The sequence below is a fragment of the Lysobacter sp. genome, from assembly GCF_035655815.1.
Classification (GTDB): domain Bacteria; phylum Pseudomonadota; class Gammaproteobacteria; order Xanthomonadales; family Xanthomonadaceae; genus Lysobacter_J.
Genome location: NZ_DASRTS010000007.1, coordinates 79,001 through 99,272, shown reverse-complemented (window position 1 = coordinate 99,272; position 20,272 = coordinate 79,001). Strand labels below are relative to the sequence as shown.

The following is a 20,272-nucleotide window of genomic DNA, read 5'->3' as shown; positions in this document are numbered from 1 at the left end:
GGCTGGCCCTGCCGCTTTCCTTTCCATGACCATTTGCTAGGCTCGCGCGAATTCTCCCGGACCGCCCTGGCGCATGGCCTACAGTCAGTTCGATCTCCTGCGGCAGCGGCGTTTCCTGCCGTTCTTCGTCACCCAGTGCCTGGGCGCCTTCAACGACAACGTGTATCGGCAGGCGATCATCGGCCTGCTGTTCTGGCTGGGCGTGTCGCCGGAGCAGCGCACGCTGTACACCAACATCGCGCCGGCGCTGTTCATCCTGCCCTACTTCCTGTTCTCGGCCACGGCCGGACAGATCGCGGAGAAGCTGGAGAAGTCGCTGCTGATCCGCATCACCACCACGATGGAGATCGTGATCATGACGCTGGCCGCGGTCGGCTTCGTGATGCAGAACATGACGGTGCTGCTGGTGGCGTTGTTCTGCACCGGCGTGCAGTCGACGTTGTTCGGCCCGGTGAAGTATTCGATCCTGCCGTCGGTGCTCAAGCCGGAGGAACTCACCGGCGGCAACGGACTGGTGGAAATGGGCACGTCCATCTCGATCCTGGTGGGCATGATCTTCGGCGGACTGATCTTCAAGCTCGCCGGCGATCATGGACCGGTCGTTGCCGCCACCGCGATCATCCTGCTGGCGACGACAGGCAACATCGTCAGTCGCTTCATCCCCAAAGCCGATGCCGGCGCGCCGGACCTCAGGATCAACTGGAACCCGATTCCCGAATCCGTCGCCGTGATGCGCCTGGCCCGGCGGCAACTGGCCGTGCGCAATTCAGTGCTGGGCGTGTCGTGGTTCTGGTTCGTCGGCACGGTACTCACGTCGCAACTGCCGACCTACGCCGAGGTGAACCTGGGCGGCAGCGAGACGCTCTACATCTTCGCGCTCGCGCTGTTCTCGGTGGGTACGGGACTGGGTTCGATCCTGTGCGAGAAGCTGTCGGCGCGCACGGTGGAAATCGGCCTGGTCCCGCTGGGTGCGTTCGGCATGACGGCCTTCCTGCTGGACCTGTACTTCGCGCGCAGCGGCGCGGCGCCGGCAACGGGGCTGGACGTGTCGGCGTTCCTGCAGCAGCCGGGCAGCTGGCGCATCGTGATGGACCTGGTCGGCATCGGCCTGTTCGCCGGCTTCTTCATCGTGCCGCTGTTCGCGCTGATCCAGAGCCGCACGCCGCGCAACGAACTGTCGCGCGTGATTGCGGGGATGAACATCCAGAACGCCGGCTTCATCGTGCTGGCGGCGGTGCTGGGCATCGTGGTGCAGCGTTTCCTCGGCTGGACGATCCCGCAGGTATTCCTGGCCTTGGCCATCGCCAATGCGCTCGTTGCGATCTGGATATTCACGATCGTGCCCGAGTTCCTGATGCGCTTCCTCAGCTGGTTGCTGGTGCGCGCGCTGTACCGGCTCCGCCTGCACGGCGTGGAGCAGAACGTGCCCGACGAAGGTGCGGCGCTGATCGTGTGCAACCACGTCAGCTACATGGACGCGCTGATCCTGTCGGCCAGCATTCCGCGGCCGGTCCGCTTCGTCATGTATTACAGAATCTTCAACATCCCGGTGATGAGCTGGATCTTCCGTACCGCCAAGGCCATCCCGATTGCCGGCGCCAAGGAGGATCCCGCATTGATGCAGCGCGCATTCGACGAAATCGATGCCGCGCTGGCCGAAGGCGAACTGGTCGGCATCTTCCCGGAAGGCGCGCTCACCAAGGATGGCGAGATCGCGGCGTTCAAGTCCGGCGTGGAGCGCATCCTGGAGCGCGCCGCCGAACGCGGCCAGGTGGTGCCGGTGGTGCCGATGGCGCTGCGCAACATGTGGAGCAGCATGTGGAGCCGCCGCGACGGCCGCATGCGCCGCATGCGCGTGCCGCGGCGCTTCCGCGCGCCGGTGGAGGTGGTGGTGGACCCGCCGATGGACGGCTCGCAGGTGGACGCGCCGATGCTCGAGGCCCGGGTGCGCGAGATGCGTGGCGCGGCGGCCTGACACACCGCGCGAGGCGCCACGCTGCTAGCATCGGCGCCGAGCCGCCGCGTCCGGCGGCCAAGCGCCGTCATCCACACGCATCAAGGGGAATGTCATGAACGTGCCACCGCCGTTGCCGCCGCAGTCGCCGCCCGCATCGATTCCGAACTACCTGGTCTGGGCGATTCTCATCACCATCGCCTCGCTGTTCTTCTGCTGCATCGTCGGCACCATCCCCGGCATCGTCGCCATCGTCTTCGCCGCGCAGGTCAACAGCAAGTTGAACGCCGGCGACACGGCCGGTGCGCAGCGTGCGTCCGGCACCGCCAAGCTGTGGTGCTGGATCACCACCGGCCTGTGCGCGCTCGGCCTGCTGTGGACGGTGTACTTCGTCAGCACCGGCGGCATGGCGCGTTACCAGGAAATGCTGCAGCAGATCGAGCAGTCGCGCGAACTGCAGCAGTGAGTACGACGCGGCCGCTGCCGGTGTCGCAGACGCAGGCGCTGCACGCGCCTGCATTGCGCGCGGCCGTGGTCGCCGGCGCGCTGCTGGCAGGAGCCGGCGGCGCGTGGGTCCTGCGCACCTTCGATCCGACTGCGGCGGGCAGCCTGTTCCCGCCGTGCGTGTTCCATCTGTTCACCGGGCTGTGGTGCCCGGGTTGCGGCATCACGCGCGCACTGCACGCGCTCGCGCATGGCGACGTGCTGCGCGCCTGGGCGATGAATCCGCTAGTGGTGATCGCGCTGCCGCTGCTCGGCCTGATGCTGTGGCAGTGGGCGGTGGATCGGCGCGTGCTGCCCAGGCCGCTGCACCGCGTCGCGCACGATGGATGGGTGTGGATCGGCGTGTTGCTGGTGTTCGGCGTGCTGCGCAACCTGCCGTGGTGGCCGTTTGCGTGGATGGCGCCCGGTTAGGCGCAACCGTTACGCACGCCGGTCAACTCACCCAGCCGGCAATCACGAACAACGCCAGCACCGCCAGCCACACCAGCAGGCTGCGCCACACCAGGCTCATCGCATCGCGCAGCTCGGGGATCTCGCCGGAAAACGCCGGCACCGGCGGCGGCGGTATGAGCCCCGCATCGCCTGCTTCGACACCGCCGCCGTCCGCATAGTCGGACGCCTCTTCGGCCAGCTCGCACCTCACGCTGGCACGCGCGACTGCGCCGAGGAACGGCCTGCGCGGATCGAACGAGGCGCCACCGGATTCGCGCCACGCGCCCAGCACGGTGTCGAAGTTGCCGACCAGCGCCACCGACAGGGTCATCAGCTGTGCGACCGGCCAGTCGAGCCAGGCCATCAGCGTGCGCGCACCTTCGCGTGTTTCCGGCGGCAATGCGGTGGAGGCTTCGCCCTCGGCAGCCACTGCGGTCAGGCGATACAACAGCGCGCCGACCGGTCCCAGCAGCAGGAACCAGAACAGCACGCCAAACCAGCGATGCTGCGCATTGCGGAACACCGCTTCGATCAGGCTGCCGCCGTCGAGCACGGCGGGCATGCCGCCTTCGGGCCACAGGCGTGCGGCGGCGGCGCGGCGCGAGACCGCGTCCGGCGCATCCGCCACGGCATCGACGTCGAGGTCGAGATCGCGCGGGCCCCAGGTGTAGAACAACACGATTACCGCGAACGCCAGCGCCATCAATCCGAAGAATGCGTCGCGCAGTGCCAACTGGAACAGCGCTACCGCCAGCAATGGTGGCAACAGCGCGATCGCAATACCCCACCGGGCGCGCCAGAGGCCACCTTCCGGGAAACGCGTGCCCAGCCAGCGCGCCCAGTCGCCGAACCAGCCGTACTGGCGCACCGACTGAGCCAGCGATTGCGCCAGATGCCCCAGCACCAGTGCGACGACAACGGCGATCAGGGTGACGGACATTGCGCGGACGACTCCGGCAGCAGGGCTGGATCGATTCTAGCCTGCCGTTCTAGTGCGGAAGATGGCGGTGGAGCGATCCGCTGATCGGGTCGCGCGCAGGGGAGTGCGTGCGCACGGCTCGCGCGGTGCGTGCTGAGAGCGACTGCGCGGTGACTCCCGGCAAGCCTTCCCGTCGATTCCAGTTGGATTCCCGCTTTCGCGGGAATGACGTCAGAAGCGAAAGGACTTCGGCGACGCCTGGTTGCCCAGGTGCGGCGTTCGCGGTGTGTCAGCCCTGCGCCGCCAGCCACTGGTCGATCAGCCAGCGCGAGATCGAAATGCTCGGCGACAGCACCGGGCCTTCGCCGTCATCGGCGTTGCTGCCCCATTCGCCACGCGCGCTGGCGGCGCGCACGTCGTCCGCGGTGAACCAGCGCGCGTGTTCGAGTTCGTCGCCGGTCTGCGGTTCGTCGGGTTCGGCCTCCGCGCTGAAGCCCAGCATCAGCGCGCCGGGGAACGGCCACGGTTGCGAGGCCAGATAGCGGCAGCGGCGCACGCGCACGCCGGTTTCCTCCAGCACTTCACGGGCGACGGTCTGCTCGAGCGATTCGCCGGGCTCGACGAAACCCGCGATCACCGAGTAACGGCGCGCCGGCCATGTCGCCTGGCGGCCCAGCAGCAGGCGCGAGCCGTCGCTCACCGCCACGATTACCGCCGGATCGGTGCGCGGGTAATGTTCGACGCCGCATTGCGTGCACCTGCCCTGCCAGCCCGCGCGCGACAGCGCCACTTCGCCGCCGCACACGCCGCAATGGCGGTGACGGCTGCGCCAGTGCTGCAGCGCGCGCGCCTGTGCGAACACGCTTGCATCGAATGCAGGCCACAGCGCGGCGGCACTGCGCAGGTCGACACGACGCGGCGCGACGAACGCGGTCAACGAGCCCTCGAGCGCGAACCAGCCGGTGCCCTGCCCGTCCAGTCCCAGGAACACGGCGGCGCCCACGCCGCCCGGCCCTTCGCTGATCTCGTGTCCGGACGGGGCACGCAGATGGCCTTCCTCGTCCGCATAGGCGTGGCCGCTGTCGTCCAGCAGGATCACGCGGCCCTGAGGCCACAGCGCCTTCAGTGCGTCCGGATCGTCACGCAGACGGTCGGCGCGGTCCAGCGCTGCGCGGCAGGCCGCATCGATGCCGGCCTCGACGAAGGCGAATGGCGCCGCCGCGTCGCTCACACCGCGAAGGACGAACCGCAGCCGCAGGTGGTCTTGGCGTTCGGATTGCGGATCACGAACTGCGCCCCGTGCAGGCTTTCGGTGTAGTCGACCTCGGCGCCCATCAGGTACTGCAGGCTCAGCGGGTCGACCAGCAGCGTGACGCCATCGGTCTGGATGGCCAGGTCATCCTCGGCCTGCTGCTCGTCGAACTCGAATCCGTACTGGAACCCCGAGCAGCCGCCGCCCTGGATGTACACGCGCAGCTTGAGCGCATGGTTGCCCTCCTCGGCGATCAGCTCGCGCACCTTCGCGGCGGCCGCGGAGGAGAACTGAAGGGGGCGTTCGAGCGACTGGTAATCCGGCGTCGCGGCGGAAAGAGTGGGCAATTCCATGCGGAAAGGATGGGGGGCGAAGAGGCCCGGTTCAAGCGCGGAGGCGGAACTCTACGGTGCCGTGGCCGGCGCCACGTCGCGCGTGGCGTCCGCCCATGTGAAGGACTGCTCGATCGGCGCGCCCGAACGCGGCGCTAGGCGCACCGTCACGCGCACCGGGGTGAAGCCCTCCGGCAGGAACACGTCGCCTTCGACCTGCTGGAAGTACTTGAACGAATACGGCACGCCCGGCGCGTTGGGCTGCTGGCGCAGGTCGGTCCAGGCCAGTTTCTCCAGCTTGCCGGCGCGCGTGCCTTCGATGGTCAGGTTCAGCTGGCCGGTGCTCACCGCGCCGCGGTTGAGGTTCTGGGTCAGCGTGGTGGTGAAGTGCCAGGCGGTGTTGTTCTGCGGCTGCAGCTTGAGCGCATGCACAGTCAGGCCGCGGCGCTGCGCCGTGCTGCCGACCAGGCGTTCGTAGAAGGCCACGTCGGCGCGCAGGGCGGCGATTTCCTCGTCGCGCTCGGCCAGCGTGCTCTGCAGATCGCGGTTGGCTTCGCGGCTGATCTGGTCCGAACGGGTCAGCGTCGCCACGCGCTGCTGCAGTTGTTCGAGATCGCGCTGCTGGCCACGGTTCCCGGGTTGGGTGTCTTCCGGCTGCGCACGCGAGTCGCCGCGCCCGGGCGACAGCACGCGCCAGACGCCCCACATGCCGAAGAGCATCGCCAAGGCCACCAGGGCCGCCAGGACCGCCGTCCGGTCGGGCACACGGGTCCGTTGTGTCGCCTGTGGCGCATCGGCAGGCTGCGCAGGGGCAGGCTGCTCGGGTCCGGGGTTGCTCATGCCAGTCGCCGCTTGGAAGCCGGCGCCCAGCCTACCGCGACAGGATGTGACGGTCAGCCCAGAACGGGCTGGGCGTCCAGATGGCCTTCAGCCAGCGCGTGCTCGTGGGCGCCGGCGTGGATCAGGCGACCGGTCAGCACCGAACCGGCCAGCATCTCGACCACCTGGTAATGCACGTTGCCCTGCACGCGCGCCTTGGCGGCTAGTTCGACCCGCTCGCCGGCATAGACGTCGCCATCGAGGCGGCCGTTGATCACCACCACCGGCGCACGCACCTCGCCCTCGATGCTGCCGTTCTCGGCCAGCGTGAGGGTGGCGCGCTGGCCCTCCTCGGCGATCACCTTGCCGACGATGCGGCCCTCGACATATAGCCCGCCGCTGAACTGCAGGTCGCCACGGATGACCACCTGCGGACCGATGAGGGTGTCGACCTGGCCGTCGAGCTGCGTGGGTTTGTTCTTGAACATCAGGGTACTTCCGGTTGCTCCGCCGGCCGGCGGGTGATGAAAGGGATCAGGTGGCGCAAATCAGGTGGCGACGCCGCTTTCCCAGCCGAGCGTCTGGTCGATCGCCACGTCGCCGCCGTCGAGCCTGACGCGCACGCGCTGCGGGGTGAAATCCGGCGGCAGCATCACGCTGCCGTCCAGCTGCTGGAAATAGCGGAACGAGTACTCCTGCGGCGCCACGCCGGCGCGCTGGTGCAGTTCGTCCCAGCTGACCGTGGCCAGCTTGCCGTCGCGCACGCCCTCGACGGTGAAGCGCAGGCGGCCGCGGCTGATCGCGCCCTTGTTGAGGCTCTGGGTCAGCACGATCTGGTAACGCCAGGTACCGCCGGCCTCGGCGGCGAAGCGCGCCGAATGCACGCTCAGGCCCTTCTGCTGCCCGGTCGCACCGACCAGGCGTTCATAGAAGGCCAGGTTGGCGCGAAGGTCGGAGATTTCCTCCTCGCGTTCGGCCAGGGCGCTCTGGATTTCCTTGTTGGCGGCGCGGCTGATCTGGTCCGAGCGCGACAACGTTGCCTCGCGCTGGGCCAGGCTCTCGGCCTGCGAACGCCAGCGATGCAGTTCGGCCCGGGCATCGTCCAGTTCCGCGGTGATCGCCGGCAATCGCGGGGCCGCGTGGCGCTCCGCGCCGATCCACACACCCAGCAGCGACGCGATCCACAGCACCGACAGTACGGCCACGATCAGCGGCCGGCGGTCGGGCCGTTGCTGGACGATCGTGAAACGCGGCGGCGGCGCCTTGCGCGGCGGTCTGTTCATTTCGCGTGTGACCGCGGGCGCGACGCCCCGCGGTTTCCCCTACCCCTATACTCAGGCCGACAGTCTAGCGAGGGAGCGACATGACGGATGCGCACCTGTTCGCAATTGGCGTGGTTCTGGCCTGGCTGGCCGGCATCCGCGTCTACCTGACCGTGTTCGGCGTGGGCGTGGCCGGCTTCTTCGGCTGGCTCGACCTGCCGCAGGCGCTGGAGGTCACCGCCTCGCCCTGGGTGCTGGGTGTCTCGGGCGTGCTGGCCGCGGCGGAGTTCTTCGCCGACAAGATCCCGGGCGTCGATTCGGGCTGGGACCTGCTGCACACGCTGCTGCGCATCCCGGCCGGCGCGTTCCTGGCGGCGGCCACGCTGTCGCCGGACGGCCAGCTGGGCGCCGGCGCCCTGGCGGCCGGCGCCGGAGTCGCGCTGACCAGCCACGTGCTGAAGTCCGGGTCACGTGCCCTGCTCAACACCTCGCCCGAGCCGGTCAGCAACTGGACGGCCTCGATCACCGAGGACGTCGCGACCGTGGGCGGACTCGCCCTGGTGTTCGCACACCCGTGGATCGCGCTGACCCTCGTGTTGCTGATCAGCCTGAGCCTGGCGCTGATCCTGTGGTGGGTCTGGCGGATGCTGTTCCGGCGGGCGCCCAGGCCCGGCGCCGTGTAGCCACGCGCAAACGAAAAACGCCGCCGGAATCCGGCGGCGTTTCTGCATTGTCGTGCGCGGCGACGTCAGTCTTCGAGCTTGGTCAGCAGGTAGTTCTGCTCGCCCAGGCGATCGATCAGCGACAGCTGGGTCTCGATCCAGTCGATGTGCTCTTCCTCGGAATCGAGGATGTCGGCGAACAGCTTGCGGCTGACGAAGTCGCCGACGCTCTCGCAATGGCGGATGGCATCGCGCAGCAGCGGCAGGCCTTCCATCTCCAGCGCCAGGTCGCAGGCGAGCAGCTCGCGCGGGTTCTCGCCGATGCGCAGCTTGCCCAGCGCCTGGAAGTTCGGCAGCCCGTCGAGGAACAGGATGCGCTCGGACAGCTTGTCCGCGTGCTTCATCTCGTCGATGGACTCTTTGTACTCGTGCTCGGCCAGTTCCTTCAGGCCCCAGTTCTTCAGCATCTTGGCGTGCAGGAAGTACTGGTTGATCGCGGTCAGCTCGTTGTAGAGCGCCTTGTTGAGGAATTCGATGACCCTGGGTTCGCCTTTCATGGCCGTGTTCCGAAGCAGCAAGAGCGGCCACTCTAGCCAGTTCAGGCGCGACGTGACGGAACGCGAATCGACTGCAACCGCGTCCGAGAATCAGTGCTGATTGAGGTGTTGGGCGGACTCAGGCCGCCTGCTGCATCACCGGGAACGGGAGCTCGCGCACGGCGTGTGCGGCATCCAGCAGCGACGCGGCCATGTCCAGGCAGCTGCCGCAGTTGGCGCCGGCGCCGGTCCGCATCGTCAGTTCCGCCACACTGCGGCAGCCGGCTTCGGCGGCCTGGCGGATCTCGTGGTCGGTGACCCCATTGCAGATGCAGACGTACACGGCGGAAGTATCTGGCTGGGCAGCCGGATCGGCTGCAGCGCCATTCCGCCACGGATGAGAATGATTGTCAATTAACGGGATCCTGCCCGCGGACCGGATTGACGCAGTGCCAGCGTGGACGGCGGTTGCGGCCGCTGCGCTCGGGCGGTCGGCTGTCCGGGGCCGGGTGCGGGACCGCCTGGGGCCCGGCGACCTGCCGGGCCACCGGGGCCAGATGCCGCAGCGCGCGGGCATAGACGCCCCGCTTGAACATGACCACGTGCTCGACCGGATACCAGAAGTCCACCCAGCGCCAGTGGTCGAATTCGGGCTTGTCGGTCAGGTCCAGGCGCAGGTCGGACTCCTGCCCGGTCAGCCGCAGCAGGAACCACACCTGCTTCTGGCCGATGCAGACCAGGCGGTCGTTGCGGCGGATCGCCCGCTGCGGCAGGCGGTAGCGCAGCCATCCGGGCGTCGCGCCCAGGACTTCGACGTGTTCGGGGAGCAGGCCCGTTTCCTCGCGGAGCTCGCGATACATGGCCTCCAGCGGCGTCTCGTCGCTGTTCATCCCGCCCTGCGGGAACTGCCAGCCGTCGCGGTGCACCCGTCGCGCCCAGAACAGGCGCCCGTCGGGATGCATCAGGACGATGCCGACGTTGGGCCGGTAGCCGTCCGGATCGATCACGATGCGGACTCCAGAATTCACTGCGTCCGACTCTGCCACGCCCGCGGTCGCAACGACAAGCCGGCGCCGGACGATTGACGCACACCCCTCCGGCATGAATAATTCGCGGTTCTTCGCGCGGCTATGTAGCTCAGCCGGTTAGAGCACAGCACTCATAATGCTGGGGTCGGTGGTTCGAGTCCACCCATAGCCACCACCGCGCGAATCGCAGAAACCCCGCCACTGTGCGGGGTTTTTTGTTCCGCTCGGCTGAGCGTCGGACGGAATTCCGTTCATCAGCGCGGCCGTTTGGCTGGCGTTCCGCCGCCGTGCCTGTCCATCACTGCTCTTTCACGTCGATCCGGCAGAAATGTACCGGCGATGAATCATCCGCCGCGCGTCGATGCCGACGCGTGGCCCGCACTCCAAGGGGAGCGCCTCGCAAGAGCGGCATTGGATTCTTCGTCGCCACATGTTCGCTACCAGGGATGAGGGTGGAGGCGATGCCGGAGGAGAATCGGATGCTGCTGTTGCAGCCGCATCGCAGGCGGTTTCAAGGGGCACGCGCGGCCGGAGCCGCACGTATTTCGCGGCCGTGTGAGCACACCTCGCCAGCCCGGCGCCGGCGTTCCAACGTTCCACGTCCGACCAGCTGACCGCCATGCGCCGTGCGCTGGCGCACGGCACCCGTACCGCGTCCGGTTCGCCGGACATTCCGGAGGAGGTGCGAAATGCGTCGTACACCGTCACTCGTGGCCGCACTGGCCGTGTCCGGCCTTCCGTCCATCGCGTTGGCCGCGTCGGACCAGGCGGGCTCGCCGCCGCCGGCCGCGACCCGGGCGGTAGCGGCCGTGCAGCCGCAAGCCGTCGCCGCGCTGGAAAAGATGGGCCGCCACCTGCGGGGCCTGAAGAACTTCACGGTGCAGGGCGACTCCACGTTCGAGCTGGTGACCGAGGACGGCCAGAAGCTGCAGTTCCCGGGCACCGTGCAATACAAGGTGCGCGCACCAAACGGGCTGCAGCTGGACGTGCGCAGCGACCGCAAGGAGCGGCAGCTCTTCTACGACGGCAAGACGCTGACCGTGTACGGCCCGCGCAACAAGTACTACGCAAGCGTCGACGCGCCGCCGACCATCACGGAGCTGCTGTCCAACGCCACCGATCGTTACGGCATCGAACTGCCGCTGGCGGACCTGTTCCTGTGGGGTACGGGCCAGGCGCCGGTCTCGGCGCTGACGTCCGCCGTGTTCGTCGGGCCCGCGCGCATCGACGGCACGGTGACCGAGCATTACGCGTTCCGCCAGCCGGGTGTGGACTGGCAGGTCTGGATCGAAACCGGCGCCAAGCCGCTGCCCCGCCGGCTGGTGATCACCACCACCGATGATCCCGCGCAGCCGCAGTACGCGAGCACGTTGAAGTGGAACACCGACGCGAAGCTAGGCGACTCGACCTTCACCTTTACTCCGCCGAAGGATGCGCATCGCATCGAACTGGTCGAAGTGGACGTGGTCGCCGTCGGGGAGGATTCGCCATGAGCATCCGTCATGCCACGTTGGGTGTTTGCCTCGGCCTGTTCGGCGGCGCGGCCGCATTGCTTGCAACGAGCTTCGATGCCGACGCGGGCCCGCGTGCACGCGGCGCCGCGCGTACCAGCATCAATCACGGCGGCGGCGCGGCGCATGCGAGTGCAGCAAATCGCGGCGCGCACACGGCGAACGTCAATCGCAGCGCGGCGGCCAACCGCACCGCGAACGTGAATCGCAACACCAACGTCAACCGCAATACCAACATCAACCACAACACCAACATCGATGTGCACAACGACATCGACATCGATGTGGACGACCACTGGCACAACGACTGGTACGACGACCATCCGGTCGCGACCGCGGCGGCCGTGACCGGTGCGGTGGCGCTGACCGCCGCCGCAGTGGGCTCCATCGTCAACTCCGTACCGCCCAGCTGCGTGACCACGGTCGTCAACGGCATCGCCTACCAGCAATGCGGCAGCACCTGGTACCAGCCCCAGTACGCGGGCACGCAGGTGCAGTACGTCGTCGTCAATCCGCCCAACTGATCCAGCACCGTCGTCGACCGGAGGATCCCCCATGCGTGCGTTTCCGGTGTTGTCTGCAGGTCTCGTGATCGCCCTGGCCGGATCCTCGGCGTTGTCGCTGCATGCACGAGTCACCGTGCCGGCCGTGGCACTCGCGCAGGCCGCCAATGCGGCCGCATCCGATGCCCGCATCGATGCGCGCCCGTTCCCGCGCGATTTCACGGTGCGGGGAACGTCTTTCAGCGTGCACCAGCCGCAGTTCGACAGCTGGCAGGGCAATCTGCTGAAGGGCCGTTTCGCGATGTCGGTGAAGACCGGCACGCGCAGCGGCCCCGACGGCAAGTCGCAGGACACGTCCGATTACGGCGTGGTGCAGTTTCAGGCGCGCACGCAGGTGGACAAGGATGCGCGCGCGGTGGTGCTGACCGACCTGCAGCTCACCGGCGCGAGCTTCCCGACCGCCAGCGACAAGCAGGCGCATTACCTGGAACTGGCACGCGAGCAGCTCAAGCAGCGTTCGACGTTGACCATCTCGCTGGACCATCTGGAATCGGCGATGGCCATTGCCGCCGTCGATGCGAAGCAACCTCCATCACTGCCGGTGCGCAACGATCCGCCGGAAATCCTGTTCGCCACGCAGCCCGCCGTGCTGGTCGTCGTCGACGGCCAGCCGGCGATCAAGCCCAGCGGCGTGGCCGGCGTGCAGCGCGTGATCAACAGCCGCTCGCTGCTGCTGCAGCAGGGCAACAGTTTCTATACGTACATCGGCGGCCATTGGGCGAAGGCGCCGACGCTCAACGGCCCGTGGAGTCCGGCCGCGAGCGTGGACGCATCGCTGACCAGTGCGATGAAGCAGGCCGTGCAGGCCAAGCAGGTCGATACGCTCGACAACCCGCCACCGGCTCTGCAGCAGGCCTTCGCCGGCGGCAAGCTGCCCGACATCTTCGTGCGCACGCATCCGGCCGAACTGATCTCGGTGCAGGGCGAGCCGCAGTTCGTCGCCATTCCCGGCACGAAGTTGAGCTACATCGACAACACCGGCGCGGACGTCTTCATCGACGCCGCTGCGGACAACGCATGGTACGTGCTGGTGTCCGGACGCTGGTTCACCGCACCGGGCAGCAAGGGACCGTGGACGTACGTGGCGCCGTCGAAGCTGCCGGCGGAGTTCGCGAAGATTCCGCCGGACAGCCCCAAGAGCGGCGTGCTGGCGTCGATTCCAGGCACGCCGGAAGCGAAGGAGTCGCTGATCGCCAACGACATCCCGCAGACGGCGACGGTGCGCAAGGACCAGGCGAAGCTGACGGTCACCTACGACGGCGCGCCGCAGTTCGCGCCGATCGCGGGCACTTCGCTGCAGTACGCGCGCAACACGCCCGTGCCGGTGATCCACGCCGGGAACGCGTATTACGCGGTGGACAAGGGCGTGTGGTTCACCGCGACCTCGCCCACGGGGCCGTGGTCGGTCGCCACTTCCGTGCCGGCCGAGATTTACGGCATACCGACCAGCTCGCCGCTGCATTACGTGACCTACGTGCGCGTGTACGGCAGCAACGGCGACGAAGTGTATGTCGGTTACACGCCGGGCTATTACGGCACCGTGGTCACCGACAACGTCGTCGTGTACGGCACGGGCTATGCGTGCGACCCGTGGGTCGGCGCGTACTGGTATGGCTGCCCGGCCACGTACGGCATGGGCGCGTATTTCGGCTGGAACCCCTGGGTGGGATGGACCTTCGGTCTGGGCTGGGGCTGGTACGACGGCTGGTACGGCCCGTACAGCCCCTGGTGGGGCCCGTGGTACGGCCCGGTCTATCCGTACGGCTGGTGGGGCGGCGGTGCCGCGGCCTGGAACGTCTACGGGCACTGGGGCAATGCGGCGGTGCGCGGCACTGCGGCGGCGTGGGCCGATCCGTGGACGGGCAACGTGGGACGCGGCGCGCGTGGCGGCTATTACAACGAAGCCACCGGCGGTCGCGGCATGGGCCGCGCCGGCGTCAACACCAACGTCTATACCGGCACGACCACGGCCGGCGCGCAGGGCATCCGCTATAACCCGCAGACCGGGCGCGTCATCGCCGGCGGTGGTGCGGCCGCGGTGAATCCGTACACCGGGCAGGCCGCGCGCGCCGGCGAGCGCACCGTGGTCAACACCAACACCGGACGCGTGACGCAGGCCGCCGGTGGCGCCGCGGTCGGCCCGAACGGCGCGGCCGGCGCGGGCGCATTCAACAGCCAGGGCGAGCGCGTCGATGCGAAGGGCGCCGGCGGCTTCCACTACAACGCCGACACCGGAACGCTGCACCGCGGCGGCGTGGTCGACGTCAACGACAACGTGTACGCCGGGCACGACGGCAACGTCTACAGGCACGACGAGAACGGATGGACGCAGGTCGAGCGGCCAGATCGCTCGCAAAACCTGGCCGGACAGACGCGGCAGAACGTGCCGTCGGATCTCGATCGTGATCGCTTCGCACGCGAACGCGGCGACGAGCGCATCCACGGCGGAAGCGGCGCGATGAATCCCGCCGCGTTCCAGCGGCAGGGCGGCGGCATGGAGCGTCCGGCCGGCGGCTTCAACCGTCCCGCGGGCGGCTACCAGCGACCGGTTGGCGGCTTCCGCCCCGGCCTGGGCGGTGGCGGCTTCCGCGGTGGCGGCTTCCGTCGCCGGTGACCTTCGAAAGGATGAGGAGCGATTCGATGAAGATGGGTCTGTTCGTCTGCGTGGGCGTGGCCGTGACGGCCATGTTCGCGGCCGCACCCGCGCATGCCACCGAAGGCGCGCTGGGACGCACGATCACCGGTACCAACATCACGTCCTTCGCGGGCGTCGTGCCGCCGACGCCGGGCTTCAACCTGCTGGTCGGCTACGCGCATTACGCGGGCGAGATCAGTGGCGAGCGCCAGGCGCCGGTCGGCAACCTGCTCACCGTCGGCATGGATGCGACGTTCGACATGCTCTCCTTCACCGGCATGTACGTGTGGGATACAGGCGAAGGACGATGGAACTTCGCGTCGATGGCGACGCTGCCCGTTGCACAGCTGGCCGTGGAGGCGGACGTGGCGCTCGGTCCCATCAGCGGATCGCGCAGCGACAAGGCGGACTGGGACATCTTCGATCCGTTCTTCGCGCCGATCATCGCCGGCTACCACTTCGACCAGACGCACCACATTACGCTGGCGCTCTACGTGTACAGCGACTGGGGCAGCTACGACCCGAATCGCCTGGCCAACCTCAGTCTCAACAACTGGACGTTCTCGCCGACGGTGGGCTACACGGCGCTGATGCAGAAGGGCACGCTGGAGTTCAGCACGCTCGCCGCGGTCGACTTCTACACCGAGAACGACGCCACCGATTACCAGAACGGAGCGGTGTTCCGGCTCGACACGCTGCTCATCAAGCGCTTCGCGAACGGCTGGGGCGTCGGCGGTGCCGGCGGCTGGATCTACCAGCTGGAAAAGGACGAAGGCCCCACTGCCGACCGGCTCGACGGCTTCAAGGGCCACGCGCTCGCGCTCGGTCCCATCGTCACCTACAGCCACAAGTGGGACGGCGGGCAGGTGGAGTTCTCGGCGCGCTGGATGGCGGAGTTCGACGTGCGGCGACGCCTCGACGGCGATCCGCTGATGGTGACCGCGACGGTGACGTTCTGACGGCATCTTCCCTACGGATGGAATCCAGATGAAGCGACATGCACGACAGGCCATCGGCGCCCTGGCACTGGCGACGTTCGCGTCCCCGCTCTGCGCGCAGGAGAGCGCGGACGAGGTGGCGAAGAAGCTCTCCAACCCGGTCGCCGCGATGATCAGCATTCCGCTGCAGTACAACGCGGACTTCGGTTACGCGAACGACGGCAGCAAGCACACGCTCAACATCCAGCCGGTCATTCCCGCGTCCATTTCGGAGGACTGGAACCTGATCACGCGCGTCATCGTGCCGGTGATCTACCAGGACGACGTGTTCGGCGAATCCGGCAGCCAGTTCGGGTTCGGCAACGTCACGCCCACCTTCTTCTTCTCGCCGAAGCAACCGACCTCCGGCGGCGTGACCTGGGGCCTGGGACCGGTCTTGCTGCTGCCCACCGCGAGCGACGACCTGCTCGGCGTGGACGAATGGGGCGCCGGTCCCAGCGTGCTGGTGCTCAGGCAGTCTGCGCACTGGACGGTCGGCATGCTGGCCAACCACATCTGGTCCTTCGGCGGTTCGGCCAACGATCCGGACATCAGCAACACGTTCCTGCAGCCGTTCTTCGCACGCCAGTTGCCGGGCGGGCGCACGCTGACCTTCAACTCCGAGTCGACGTATGACTGGGAAAACCAGCAATGGACCGCGCCCGTCAACGTCGTGTACTCGAAGGTGACGCGCATCGGAGGCCAGACCATGAGCTTTGCCGGCGGCGTGCGCGGTTACCTGGACTCGCCGCGCGGCGGCCCGGACTGGGGCGTGCGCCTGGTGGTGACCTTCCTGGTGCCGGAGAAATGAGCATGCGGAGGTGGTCGCGCTGGCTCGCGGGAACCATGTCATGCATCGCGCTCACCGCCGCTTCGGCGAACGCTCAGGAACCCGCATCGGCGCAGACGAACCCACCGGCAGCACAACAAGACGCACCCGCCAGGGAAAGCCTGGGCAGCCTGCTGCACGACCCGAAGGACCACAAGTTCGACATGTCGCGGTGGCTGCTGGAACACAAAGGCTTCCTGCCGGTGCCCATCGTCATCAGCGACCCTGCGGTGGGTTACGGCGGCGGTCTGGCGCTGGCGTTTTTCCATCGGCCCGAGGGCGCGGCCACCACGCGTACCACGGCCGACGGCCGCCAGCAGATGGTGCCGCCCAACATCTTCGGCGGCATGGCGATGAAGACCGAGAACGGCAGCCACGCGTATGGCGCCGGCGCGATGCTGCACTTCAAGGACGACCGCTGGCGCTACACCGGCGGCATCGCCAAGGCGTCGATGAACCTCGACTTCTACACGCCGGGCCGGCTCTTCGAACCGGTGGCGATCGGCTACAACACCGACGGCATCATGTCGTTCCAAAAGGTGTCGCGACGGCTGGGCGAACAGGAGTTGTTCCTCGGCGTGTCGTGGATCTACATGGACCTGGACCTGTCGTTCGACGTGGAGTCGGACCGCGGCCTGTTCACCGACAAGGAAGTAACCGAGACCTCGTCTGGTCTCGGGCTCTCGCTGCAGTACGACCAGCGCGACAACTCGTTCACGCCCAACAGCGGCTGGCTGGGGATGATCGAGGGCAACTTCTACGACGACGTCATCGGCAGCGATACCACGTTCCAGAGCTATCGCAGCCACGCCTACGGCTACCTGCCACTGGCAAGCCAGCGCTTCGTGCTGGCCGGACGCGTCGACGCTCGCTGGGCCAATGGCGACATTCCGTTCTACCGGCTGCCGTACATCGATCTGCGCGGCATCGGCTCGGCACGCTACCAGGACACGCGCGCGGCGACGGTGGAAAGCGAGCTGCGCTGGAACGTGACGCCGCGCTGGGCGCTGATCGGATTCGCCGGCGCGGGCCGCACCTGGGGCCGCCACAACAGTTTTGGCGATGCGCAGAGCCAGGTCGCCAAGGGCGTGGGCGTGCGCTACCTGATCGCCAGCATGCTGGGCCTGTATACGGGCGTGGATTACGCCTTCGGGCCGGAGGACGACACCGTCTACATCCAGGTCGGCAGCGCCTGGCGTTGAGCGTCATTGCGCCCGGCGCGGGCCGTCGGGCCGCTTCCCGGCCTCACCGCCACGACGTTCGCGTGCGGCACGGGCCAGCTCCTCGTATTCGCGCCGCAGCTTGTCCAGGTCTTCCTGGTCCAGTTCTTCCAGATCCAGCAGCGTGTTCTGCGCGCGCTTCGTCGCGCGGATCAGCTCGTCGAGCTTGATCTGGATCGCCTCGGTGTCGCGGTTCTGCGTGTTCTGGATCAGGAACACCATCAGGAACGTGACGATGGTCGTGCCGGTGTTGATGACCAGCTGCCAGGTGTCGCTGAAGCCGAACAGCGGTCCCGACACCAGCCACACCAGGACCACGCCGGCCGCCAGTCCAAAGCACGACGCACGCCCGGTCCATCGCGCCGCGTGCTTGGCCAGATTGCTGTGCCAGTCCATACATGGATCACCGTGTGAATTGCACGCAACATCCGTTGCCGGGCCGAAATTCCACGTGAATGCGCGATGTGCCGGGCACCGTCGTTGCGACGGCGCCATCACGCCGCGTTACGAGGGCGACGTCTTATCGTCCGCGCATCGGCAACAACGCGCAGGAGCACGCCATGCTTCCTCAGGACAGAAAAGATCCGCCGCTGGACGACGAAGGCAACAAGGGCCAGCCGGAAACCGAAGATCCCCGCGAGCGTGAGAAGCGCAAGCAACACGAAAGCGAGAACCAGGACCAGGCGCTGGAGGAAACCTTCCCCGCCAGCGATCCGGTGTCGCCGTTCGTACCCGCCAAGGCCCCGGACTGAACGGCACGATGCCGGCACCGTCCGCGCAGTCCACGAGGCCGGCGTCCCAGTCGGGCACGCGGCACGATCCGGGCGGCTGCGTTCTGGAACTGCTGCGTCGCACCTCGCGCAGCGAACATGAAGCCGCCACGGGCCGCTGGGTGGGCGAACGCCTGGCGACCCTGCTGGGCTTCCGTTACGCCGGCCTGTACTCGCCCGAGAACGCGGTGTGCGGACCGATCTACCTGATCCCCGACCGCACCTTGCTGGTGGACGAAGCCCGCGCGCTCGGCATCGCGACGGCGCGCGACCTGCTGGGCGGCGTGGTGCCGCACGACTTCGTCGGCACCAAGGCAATCACGCATCCGCTGCTCGACGATGCGCGTGCGATTCCACCGGGCTGGTCGCATGGACTGGCACGCGCGATCGCGGACGTCACCCTGCCCGGCTGGTCCGCGTTCGACCTGGACGACGCGGCGCAAGCCGGTCGTGCGCTGCTGGCGCAGGGCCTGCCCGTGCGCATCAAGCCGGGCGACGTGATGGGCGGTCATGGCCAGTCGGTGGCAAAGAACGAGAAGGAACTCGATGTCGCAATCGCCGGGCTCGATCGCGCGGCGATCGGCCGCGCCGGCGTGGTGCTGGAGCTGAACCTCAAACCGGTGAAGACCTACAGCGTAGGCGTGCTCGAAGTCGGGCCGCATCGCATGGCGTACTTCGGCACGCAGCGCCTGGTGCAGAACCACGAGGGCGCGGCCGTATACGGTGGTTCGTCGCTGGCATGCCTGCGCGGTGGCCTGGACGAGCTGACGCACGCGCTGTCCGAAGAGGCCGAGCGCCGCGTCCTGCAATGCGCCATGCGCTACGACGAGGAAGTGCAGCGCGCGTATCCGCAGGTGTTCGCCTCGCGCCGCAATTACGACGTCGCGCTCGGCGTGGACCCTTCCGGCATGCCGCGTTGCGGCGTGCTGGAGCAGTCCTGGCGCATCGGGGGCGCGACGCCGGCGGAATTGCTCGCGCTGGAAGCGATGCACCTGGACAACCGCCTGCAGCGCATCCAGGTGTCGACGCACGAGGTGTACGACATCGTGGATCCGCCGCTGGGCGCGCAGGTGTCGTTCCGCGGCGACGATCCGGCAGCGGGCCGCATGACCAAGTACGCCATCGTGGACACGCAGGACGATCCGCATGGACGTTAGGCTGGAAACGGTGGAACTGTCCGTCGACGACGACCGCATCGGGGGCACCGTGCTTTCGCCTCCGCCGCGACTGCCGGGTGTGCTGTTCGTGCACGGCTGGGGCGGCAGCCAGGATCACGACCTCGTGCGTGCGCGCGAGGCCGCCGGCATCGGCTGCGTCTGCCTGACGTTCGACCTGCGCGGCCACGAAAGCACGGCGCGGCAGTGGGAACACGTGAACCGCCCGCAGAACCTGGCCGACCTCAAGGCAGCCTACGACTGGCTTTCCGCACGACCCGACGTCGATCCGTCGGCCATCGCGGTGATCGGCATCAGCTATGGCGGCTACCTTGCCGCACTGCTCACCTCCGAGCGGCCGGTGCGCTGGCTCGCCCTGCGTTCGCCGGCCATCTACCGGGACGAAGGCTGGGAGCTGCCCAAGCTGCAGCTGCACATCGACACCAACCTGCCCGATTACCGCCAGCGCAAGCTGCGCTGGCAAGACAACCGCGTGCTGCGCGCCTGCGCCGCCTATCGCGGCGACGTGCTGCTGGTCGCGGCCGAGAACGACACCATCGTGCCGCACCCCGTAGTGGAGAACTACGCCGCGGCGTTCATGCATGTGCGATCGCTCACGCGCCGCGTGATCGAGGATGCCGACCACGCGTTCTCGCAGAAGCCGGCGCAGAAGGCCTACACGACGCTGCTGATCAAGTGGCTGGCCGAGATGATCATGGGCGCGCGCGAGGAAGCGGCGGGGGTGAAAGTGCGCGAGCGGAAGCAGCAGCCGTCCGGGGCTACGGTGTAGGCCGGATTCGGATGGCCGTGGGGTTCCCGTTTCCGTGTCGGCCGGACGAGCGACAAGACAATGGCTGCGTAACATATCGCTATGTGCGCGGCATTGCGGCCTTACTGGCGCGACGCGACTGGC

22 protein-coding genes, 1 tRNA gene and 1 pseudogene are annotated in these 20,272 nt (G+C 67.9%); 14 read left to right on the top strand and 10 right to left on the bottom strand.

Annotated elements, in window-relative coordinates:
- The first annotated feature begins 73 nt into the window (after positions 1–73).
- The 3 genes from VFE83_RS01400 to VFE83_RS01390 all read left to right on the top strand — a co-directional run bounded on the left by VFE83_RS01400 (position 74) and on the right by VFE83_RS01390 (position 2,869).
- Positions 74–1,975, top strand: a complete 1,902-nt coding sequence (locus VFE83_RS01400) for an MFS transporter (RefSeq protein WP_324903073.1) — start codon at positions 74–76, stop codon at positions 1,973–1,975.
- A 94-nt stretch (positions 1,976–2,069) separates the two neighbouring features.
- A complete protein-coding gene (locus VFE83_RS01395; protein ID WP_324903072.1) occupies positions 2,070–2,420 on the top strand; it encodes a CD225/dispanin family protein in 351 nt (116 codons plus the stop codon).
- Positions 2,417–2,869, top strand: a complete 453-nt coding sequence (locus VFE83_RS01390) for a DUF2752 domain-containing protein (protein ID WP_324903071.1) — start codon at positions 2,417–2,419, stop codon at positions 2,867–2,869. Before VFE83_RS01395 ends, VFE83_RS01390 begins: the two co-directional genes overlap by 4 nt.
- A gap of 22 nt (positions 2,870–2,891) precedes the next feature.
- Here the strand turns inward: VFE83_RS01390 and VFE83_RS01385 are convergent, their stop codons facing one another.
- The 6 genes and pseudogenes from VFE83_RS01385 to VFE83_RS01360 form a co-directional block, all read right to left on the bottom strand.
- Complete coding sequence (locus tag VFE83_RS01385; protein ID WP_324903070.1) at positions 2,892–3,830, bottom strand: hypothetical protein; 939 nt, start codon at positions 3,828–3,830, stop codon at positions 2,892–2,894.
- A 268-nt stretch (positions 3,831–4,098) separates the two neighbouring features.
- Positions 4,099–5,040 carry an NAD(+) diphosphatase gene (nudC, locus tag VFE83_RS01380; protein ID WP_414674669.1) on the bottom strand — a complete coding sequence of 314 codons (942 nt, stop codon included), beginning with the start codon at positions 5,038–5,040 and terminating at the stop codon, positions 4,099–4,101.
- Positions 5,037–5,414, bottom strand: a complete 378-nt coding sequence (erpA, locus tag VFE83_RS01375; protein ID WP_324903069.1) for an iron-sulfur cluster insertion protein ErpA — start codon at positions 5,412–5,414, stop codon at positions 5,037–5,039. The genes nudC and erpA overlap by 4 nt, the downstream gene beginning before the upstream one ends.
- A 51-nt stretch (positions 5,415–5,465) precedes the next feature.
- Entirely contained in the window at positions 5,466–6,233 is a 768-nt protein-coding gene (locus VFE83_RS01370) for a DUF6776 family protein (RefSeq protein WP_324903068.1), read from the bottom strand.
- A 113-nt stretch (positions 6,234–6,346) separates the two neighbouring features.
- Positions 6,347–6,700, bottom strand: a pseudogene (locus VFE83_RS01365) (bactofilin family protein); the annotation flags it as partial.
- Positions 6,701–6,760: 60 nt separating this feature from the next.
- Positions 6,761–7,495 (bottom strand): DUF6776 family protein, encoded by a 735-nt coding sequence (locus VFE83_RS01360; protein WP_324903066.1) that lies wholly within the window; start codon positions 7,493–7,495, stop codon positions 6,761–6,763.
- Between the two features lie 80 nt (positions 7,496–7,575).
- Here VFE83_RS01360 and VFE83_RS01355 point away from each other — a divergent pair, with 80 nt between their 5' ends.
- Positions 7,576–8,157, top strand: coding sequence for a DUF4126 domain-containing protein (locus tag VFE83_RS01355; protein WP_324903065.1), 582 nt, complete (start codon positions 7,576–7,578; stop codon positions 8,155–8,157).
- A gap of 65 nt (positions 8,158–8,222) precedes the next feature.
- Here the strand turns inward: VFE83_RS01355 and bfr are convergent, their stop codons facing one another.
- The 3 genes from bfr to VFE83_RS01340 form a co-directional block, all read right to left on the bottom strand.
- Positions 8,223–8,693: a bacterioferritin gene (gene bfr / locus VFE83_RS01350; RefSeq protein ID WP_324903064.1), complete on the bottom strand. Its 471-nt coding sequence runs from the start codon at positions 8,691–8,693 to the stop codon at positions 8,223–8,225.
- Between the two features lie 118 nt (positions 8,694–8,811).
- Positions 8,812–9,015 carry a (2Fe-2S)-binding protein gene (locus VFE83_RS01345; RefSeq protein ID WP_324903063.1) on the bottom strand — a complete coding sequence of 68 codons (204 nt, stop codon included), beginning with the start codon at positions 9,013–9,015 and terminating at the stop codon, positions 8,812–8,814.
- A gap of 67 nt (positions 9,016–9,082) precedes the next feature.
- Entirely contained in the window at positions 9,083–9,679 is a 597-nt protein-coding gene (locus tag VFE83_RS01340; RefSeq protein WP_414674670.1) for an RNA pyrophosphohydrolase, read from the bottom strand.
- A gap of 119 nt (positions 9,680–9,798) precedes the next feature.
- Here VFE83_RS01340 and VFE83_RS01335 point away from each other — a divergent pair.
- The 7 genes from VFE83_RS01335 (at position 9,799) to VFE83_RS01305 (ending at position 17,417) form a co-directional block, all read left to right on the top strand.
- Positions 9,799–9,875, top strand: a tRNA-Met gene (locus tag VFE83_RS01335).
- Positions 9,876–10,389: 514 nt separating this feature from the next.
- Complete coding sequence (locus VFE83_RS01330) at positions 10,390–11,193, top strand: DUF2092 domain-containing protein (protein ID WP_324903061.1); 804 nt, start codon at positions 10,390–10,392, stop codon at positions 11,191–11,193.
- Positions 11,190–11,735: a hypothetical protein gene (locus VFE83_RS01325; RefSeq protein WP_324903060.1), complete on the top strand. Its 546-nt coding sequence runs from the start codon at positions 11,190–11,192 to the stop codon at positions 11,733–11,735. Before VFE83_RS01330 ends, VFE83_RS01325 begins: the two co-directional genes overlap by 4 nt.
- Positions 11,736–11,766: 31 nt before the next feature.
- Positions 11,767–14,388 carry a hypothetical protein gene (locus VFE83_RS01320; RefSeq protein ID WP_324903059.1) on the top strand — a complete coding sequence of 874 codons (2,622 nt, stop codon included), beginning with the start codon at positions 11,767–11,769 and terminating at the stop codon, positions 14,386–14,388.
- 26 nt (positions 14,389–14,414) lie between these two features.
- The gene (locus tag VFE83_RS01315; RefSeq protein ID WP_324903058.1) at positions 14,415–15,368 is read left to right on the top strand and encodes a SphA family protein; all 954 of its coding nucleotides are present in this window, start codon (positions 14,415–14,417) and stop codon (positions 15,366–15,368) included.
- A 28-nt stretch (positions 15,369–15,396) separates the two neighbouring features.
- Positions 15,397–16,197 (top strand): transporter, encoded by an 801-nt coding sequence (locus VFE83_RS01310; RefSeq protein WP_324903057.1) that lies wholly within the window; start codon positions 15,397–15,399, stop codon positions 16,195–16,197.
- A 2-nt stretch (positions 16,198–16,199) separates the two neighbouring features.
- Positions 16,200–17,417, top strand: a complete 1,218-nt coding sequence (locus VFE83_RS01305) for a BamA/TamA family outer membrane protein (protein WP_324903056.1) — start codon at positions 16,200–16,202, stop codon at positions 17,415–17,417.
- A gap of 3 nt (positions 17,418–17,420) precedes the next feature.
- Here VFE83_RS01305 and VFE83_RS01300 read toward each other — a convergent pair whose 3' ends face one another.
- Positions 17,421–17,831 carry a low affinity iron permease family protein gene (locus VFE83_RS01300; RefSeq protein WP_324903055.1) on the bottom strand — a complete coding sequence of 137 codons (411 nt, stop codon included), beginning with the start codon at positions 17,829–17,831 and terminating at the stop codon, positions 17,421–17,423.
- A 59-nt stretch (positions 17,832–17,890) separates the two neighbouring features.
- Here VFE83_RS01300 and VFE83_RS01295 point away from each other — a divergent pair, with 59 nt between their 5' ends.
- Genes VFE83_RS01295 through VFE83_RS01285 form a run of 3 tightly spaced genes read left to right on the top strand, consistent with a single transcriptional unit; the run spans position 17,891 to position 20,149 of the window.
- A complete protein-coding gene (locus tag VFE83_RS01295) occupies positions 17,891–18,187 on the top strand; it encodes a hypothetical protein (RefSeq protein WP_324903054.1) in 297 nt (98 codons plus the stop codon).
- A gap of 8 nt (positions 18,188–18,195) precedes the next feature.
- Positions 18,196–19,362 carry a DUF3182 family protein gene (locus tag VFE83_RS01290; RefSeq protein ID WP_324903053.1) on the top strand — a complete coding sequence of 389 codons (1,167 nt, stop codon included), beginning with the start codon at positions 18,196–18,198 and terminating at the stop codon, positions 19,360–19,362.
- Entirely contained in the window at positions 19,352–20,149 is a 798-nt protein-coding gene (locus tag VFE83_RS01285) for an alpha/beta hydrolase family protein (RefSeq protein WP_324903052.1), read from the top strand. The genes VFE83_RS01290 and VFE83_RS01285 overlap by 11 nt, the downstream gene beginning before the upstream one ends.
- The last annotated feature ends 123 nt before the right edge of the window (positions 20,150–20,272 follow it).

Excerpts from the sequence above, each read along its gene's own strand:
- VFE83_RS01305 (WP_324903056.1), top strand. The coding sequence starts at position 16,200 with ATGCGGAGGTGGTCGCGCTGGCTCGCGGGAACCATGTCATGCATCGCG.
- VFE83_RS01300 (WP_324903055.1), bottom strand. The coding sequence starts at position 17,831 with ATGGACTGGCACAGCAATCTGGCCAAGCACGCGGCGCGATGGACCGGG.
- erpA (WP_324903069.1), bottom strand. The coding sequence starts at position 5,414 with ATGGAATTGCCCACTCTTTCCGCCGCGACGCCGGATTACCAGTCGCTC.
- bfr (WP_324903064.1), bottom strand. The coding sequence starts at position 8,693 with ATGAAAGGCGAACCCAGGGTCATCGAATTCCTCAACAAGGCGCTCTAC.
- VFE83_RS01385 (WP_324903070.1), bottom strand. The coding sequence starts at position 3,830 with ATGTCCGTCACCCTGATCGCCGTTGTCGTCGCACTGGTGCTGGGGCAT.
- VFE83_RS01395 (WP_324903072.1), top strand. The coding sequence starts at position 2,070 with ATGAACGTGCCACCGCCGTTGCCGCCGCAGTCGCCGCCCGCATCGATT.
- VFE83_RS01315 (WP_324903058.1), top strand. The coding sequence starts at position 14,415 with ATGAAGATGGGTCTGTTCGTCTGCGTGGGCGTGGCCGTGACGGCCATG.
- VFE83_RS01360 (WP_324903066.1), bottom strand. The coding sequence starts at position 7,495 with ATGAACAGACCGCCGCGCAAGGCGCCGCCGCCGCGTTTCACGATCGTC.
- VFE83_RS01330 (WP_324903061.1), top strand. The coding sequence starts at position 10,390 with ATGCGTCGTACACCGTCACTCGTGGCCGCACTGGCCGTGTCCGGCCTT.
- VFE83_RS01285 (WP_324903052.1), top strand. The coding sequence starts at position 19,352 with ATGGACGTTAGGCTGGAAACGGTGGAACTGTCCGTCGACGACGACCGC.
- VFE83_RS01290 (WP_324903053.1), top strand. The coding sequence starts at position 18,196 with ATGCCGGCACCGTCCGCGCAGTCCACGAGGCCGGCGTCCCAGTCGGGC.
- VFE83_RS01325 (WP_324903060.1), top strand. The coding sequence starts at position 11,190 with ATGAGCATCCGTCATGCCACGTTGGGTGTTTGCCTCGGCCTGTTCGGC.
- VFE83_RS01370 (WP_324903068.1), bottom strand. The coding sequence starts at position 6,233 with ATGAGCAACCCCGGACCCGAGCAGCCTGCCCCTGCGCAGCCTGCCGAT.
- VFE83_RS01295 (WP_324903054.1), top strand. The coding sequence starts at position 17,891 with ATGCGCGATGTGCCGGGCACCGTCGTTGCGACGGCGCCATCACGCCGC.
- VFE83_RS01310 (WP_324903057.1), top strand. The coding sequence starts at position 15,397 with ATGAAGCGACATGCACGACAGGCCATCGGCGCCCTGGCACTGGCGACG.
- VFE83_RS01355 (WP_324903065.1), top strand. The coding sequence starts at position 7,576 with ATGACGGATGCGCACCTGTTCGCAATTGGCGTGGTTCTGGCCTGGCTG.
- VFE83_RS01400 (WP_324903073.1), top strand. The coding sequence starts at position 74 with ATGGCCTACAGTCAGTTCGATCTCCTGCGGCAGCGGCGTTTCCTGCCG.
- VFE83_RS01320 (WP_324903059.1), top strand. The coding sequence starts at position 11,767 with ATGCGTGCGTTTCCGGTGTTGTCTGCAGGTCTCGTGATCGCCCTGGCC.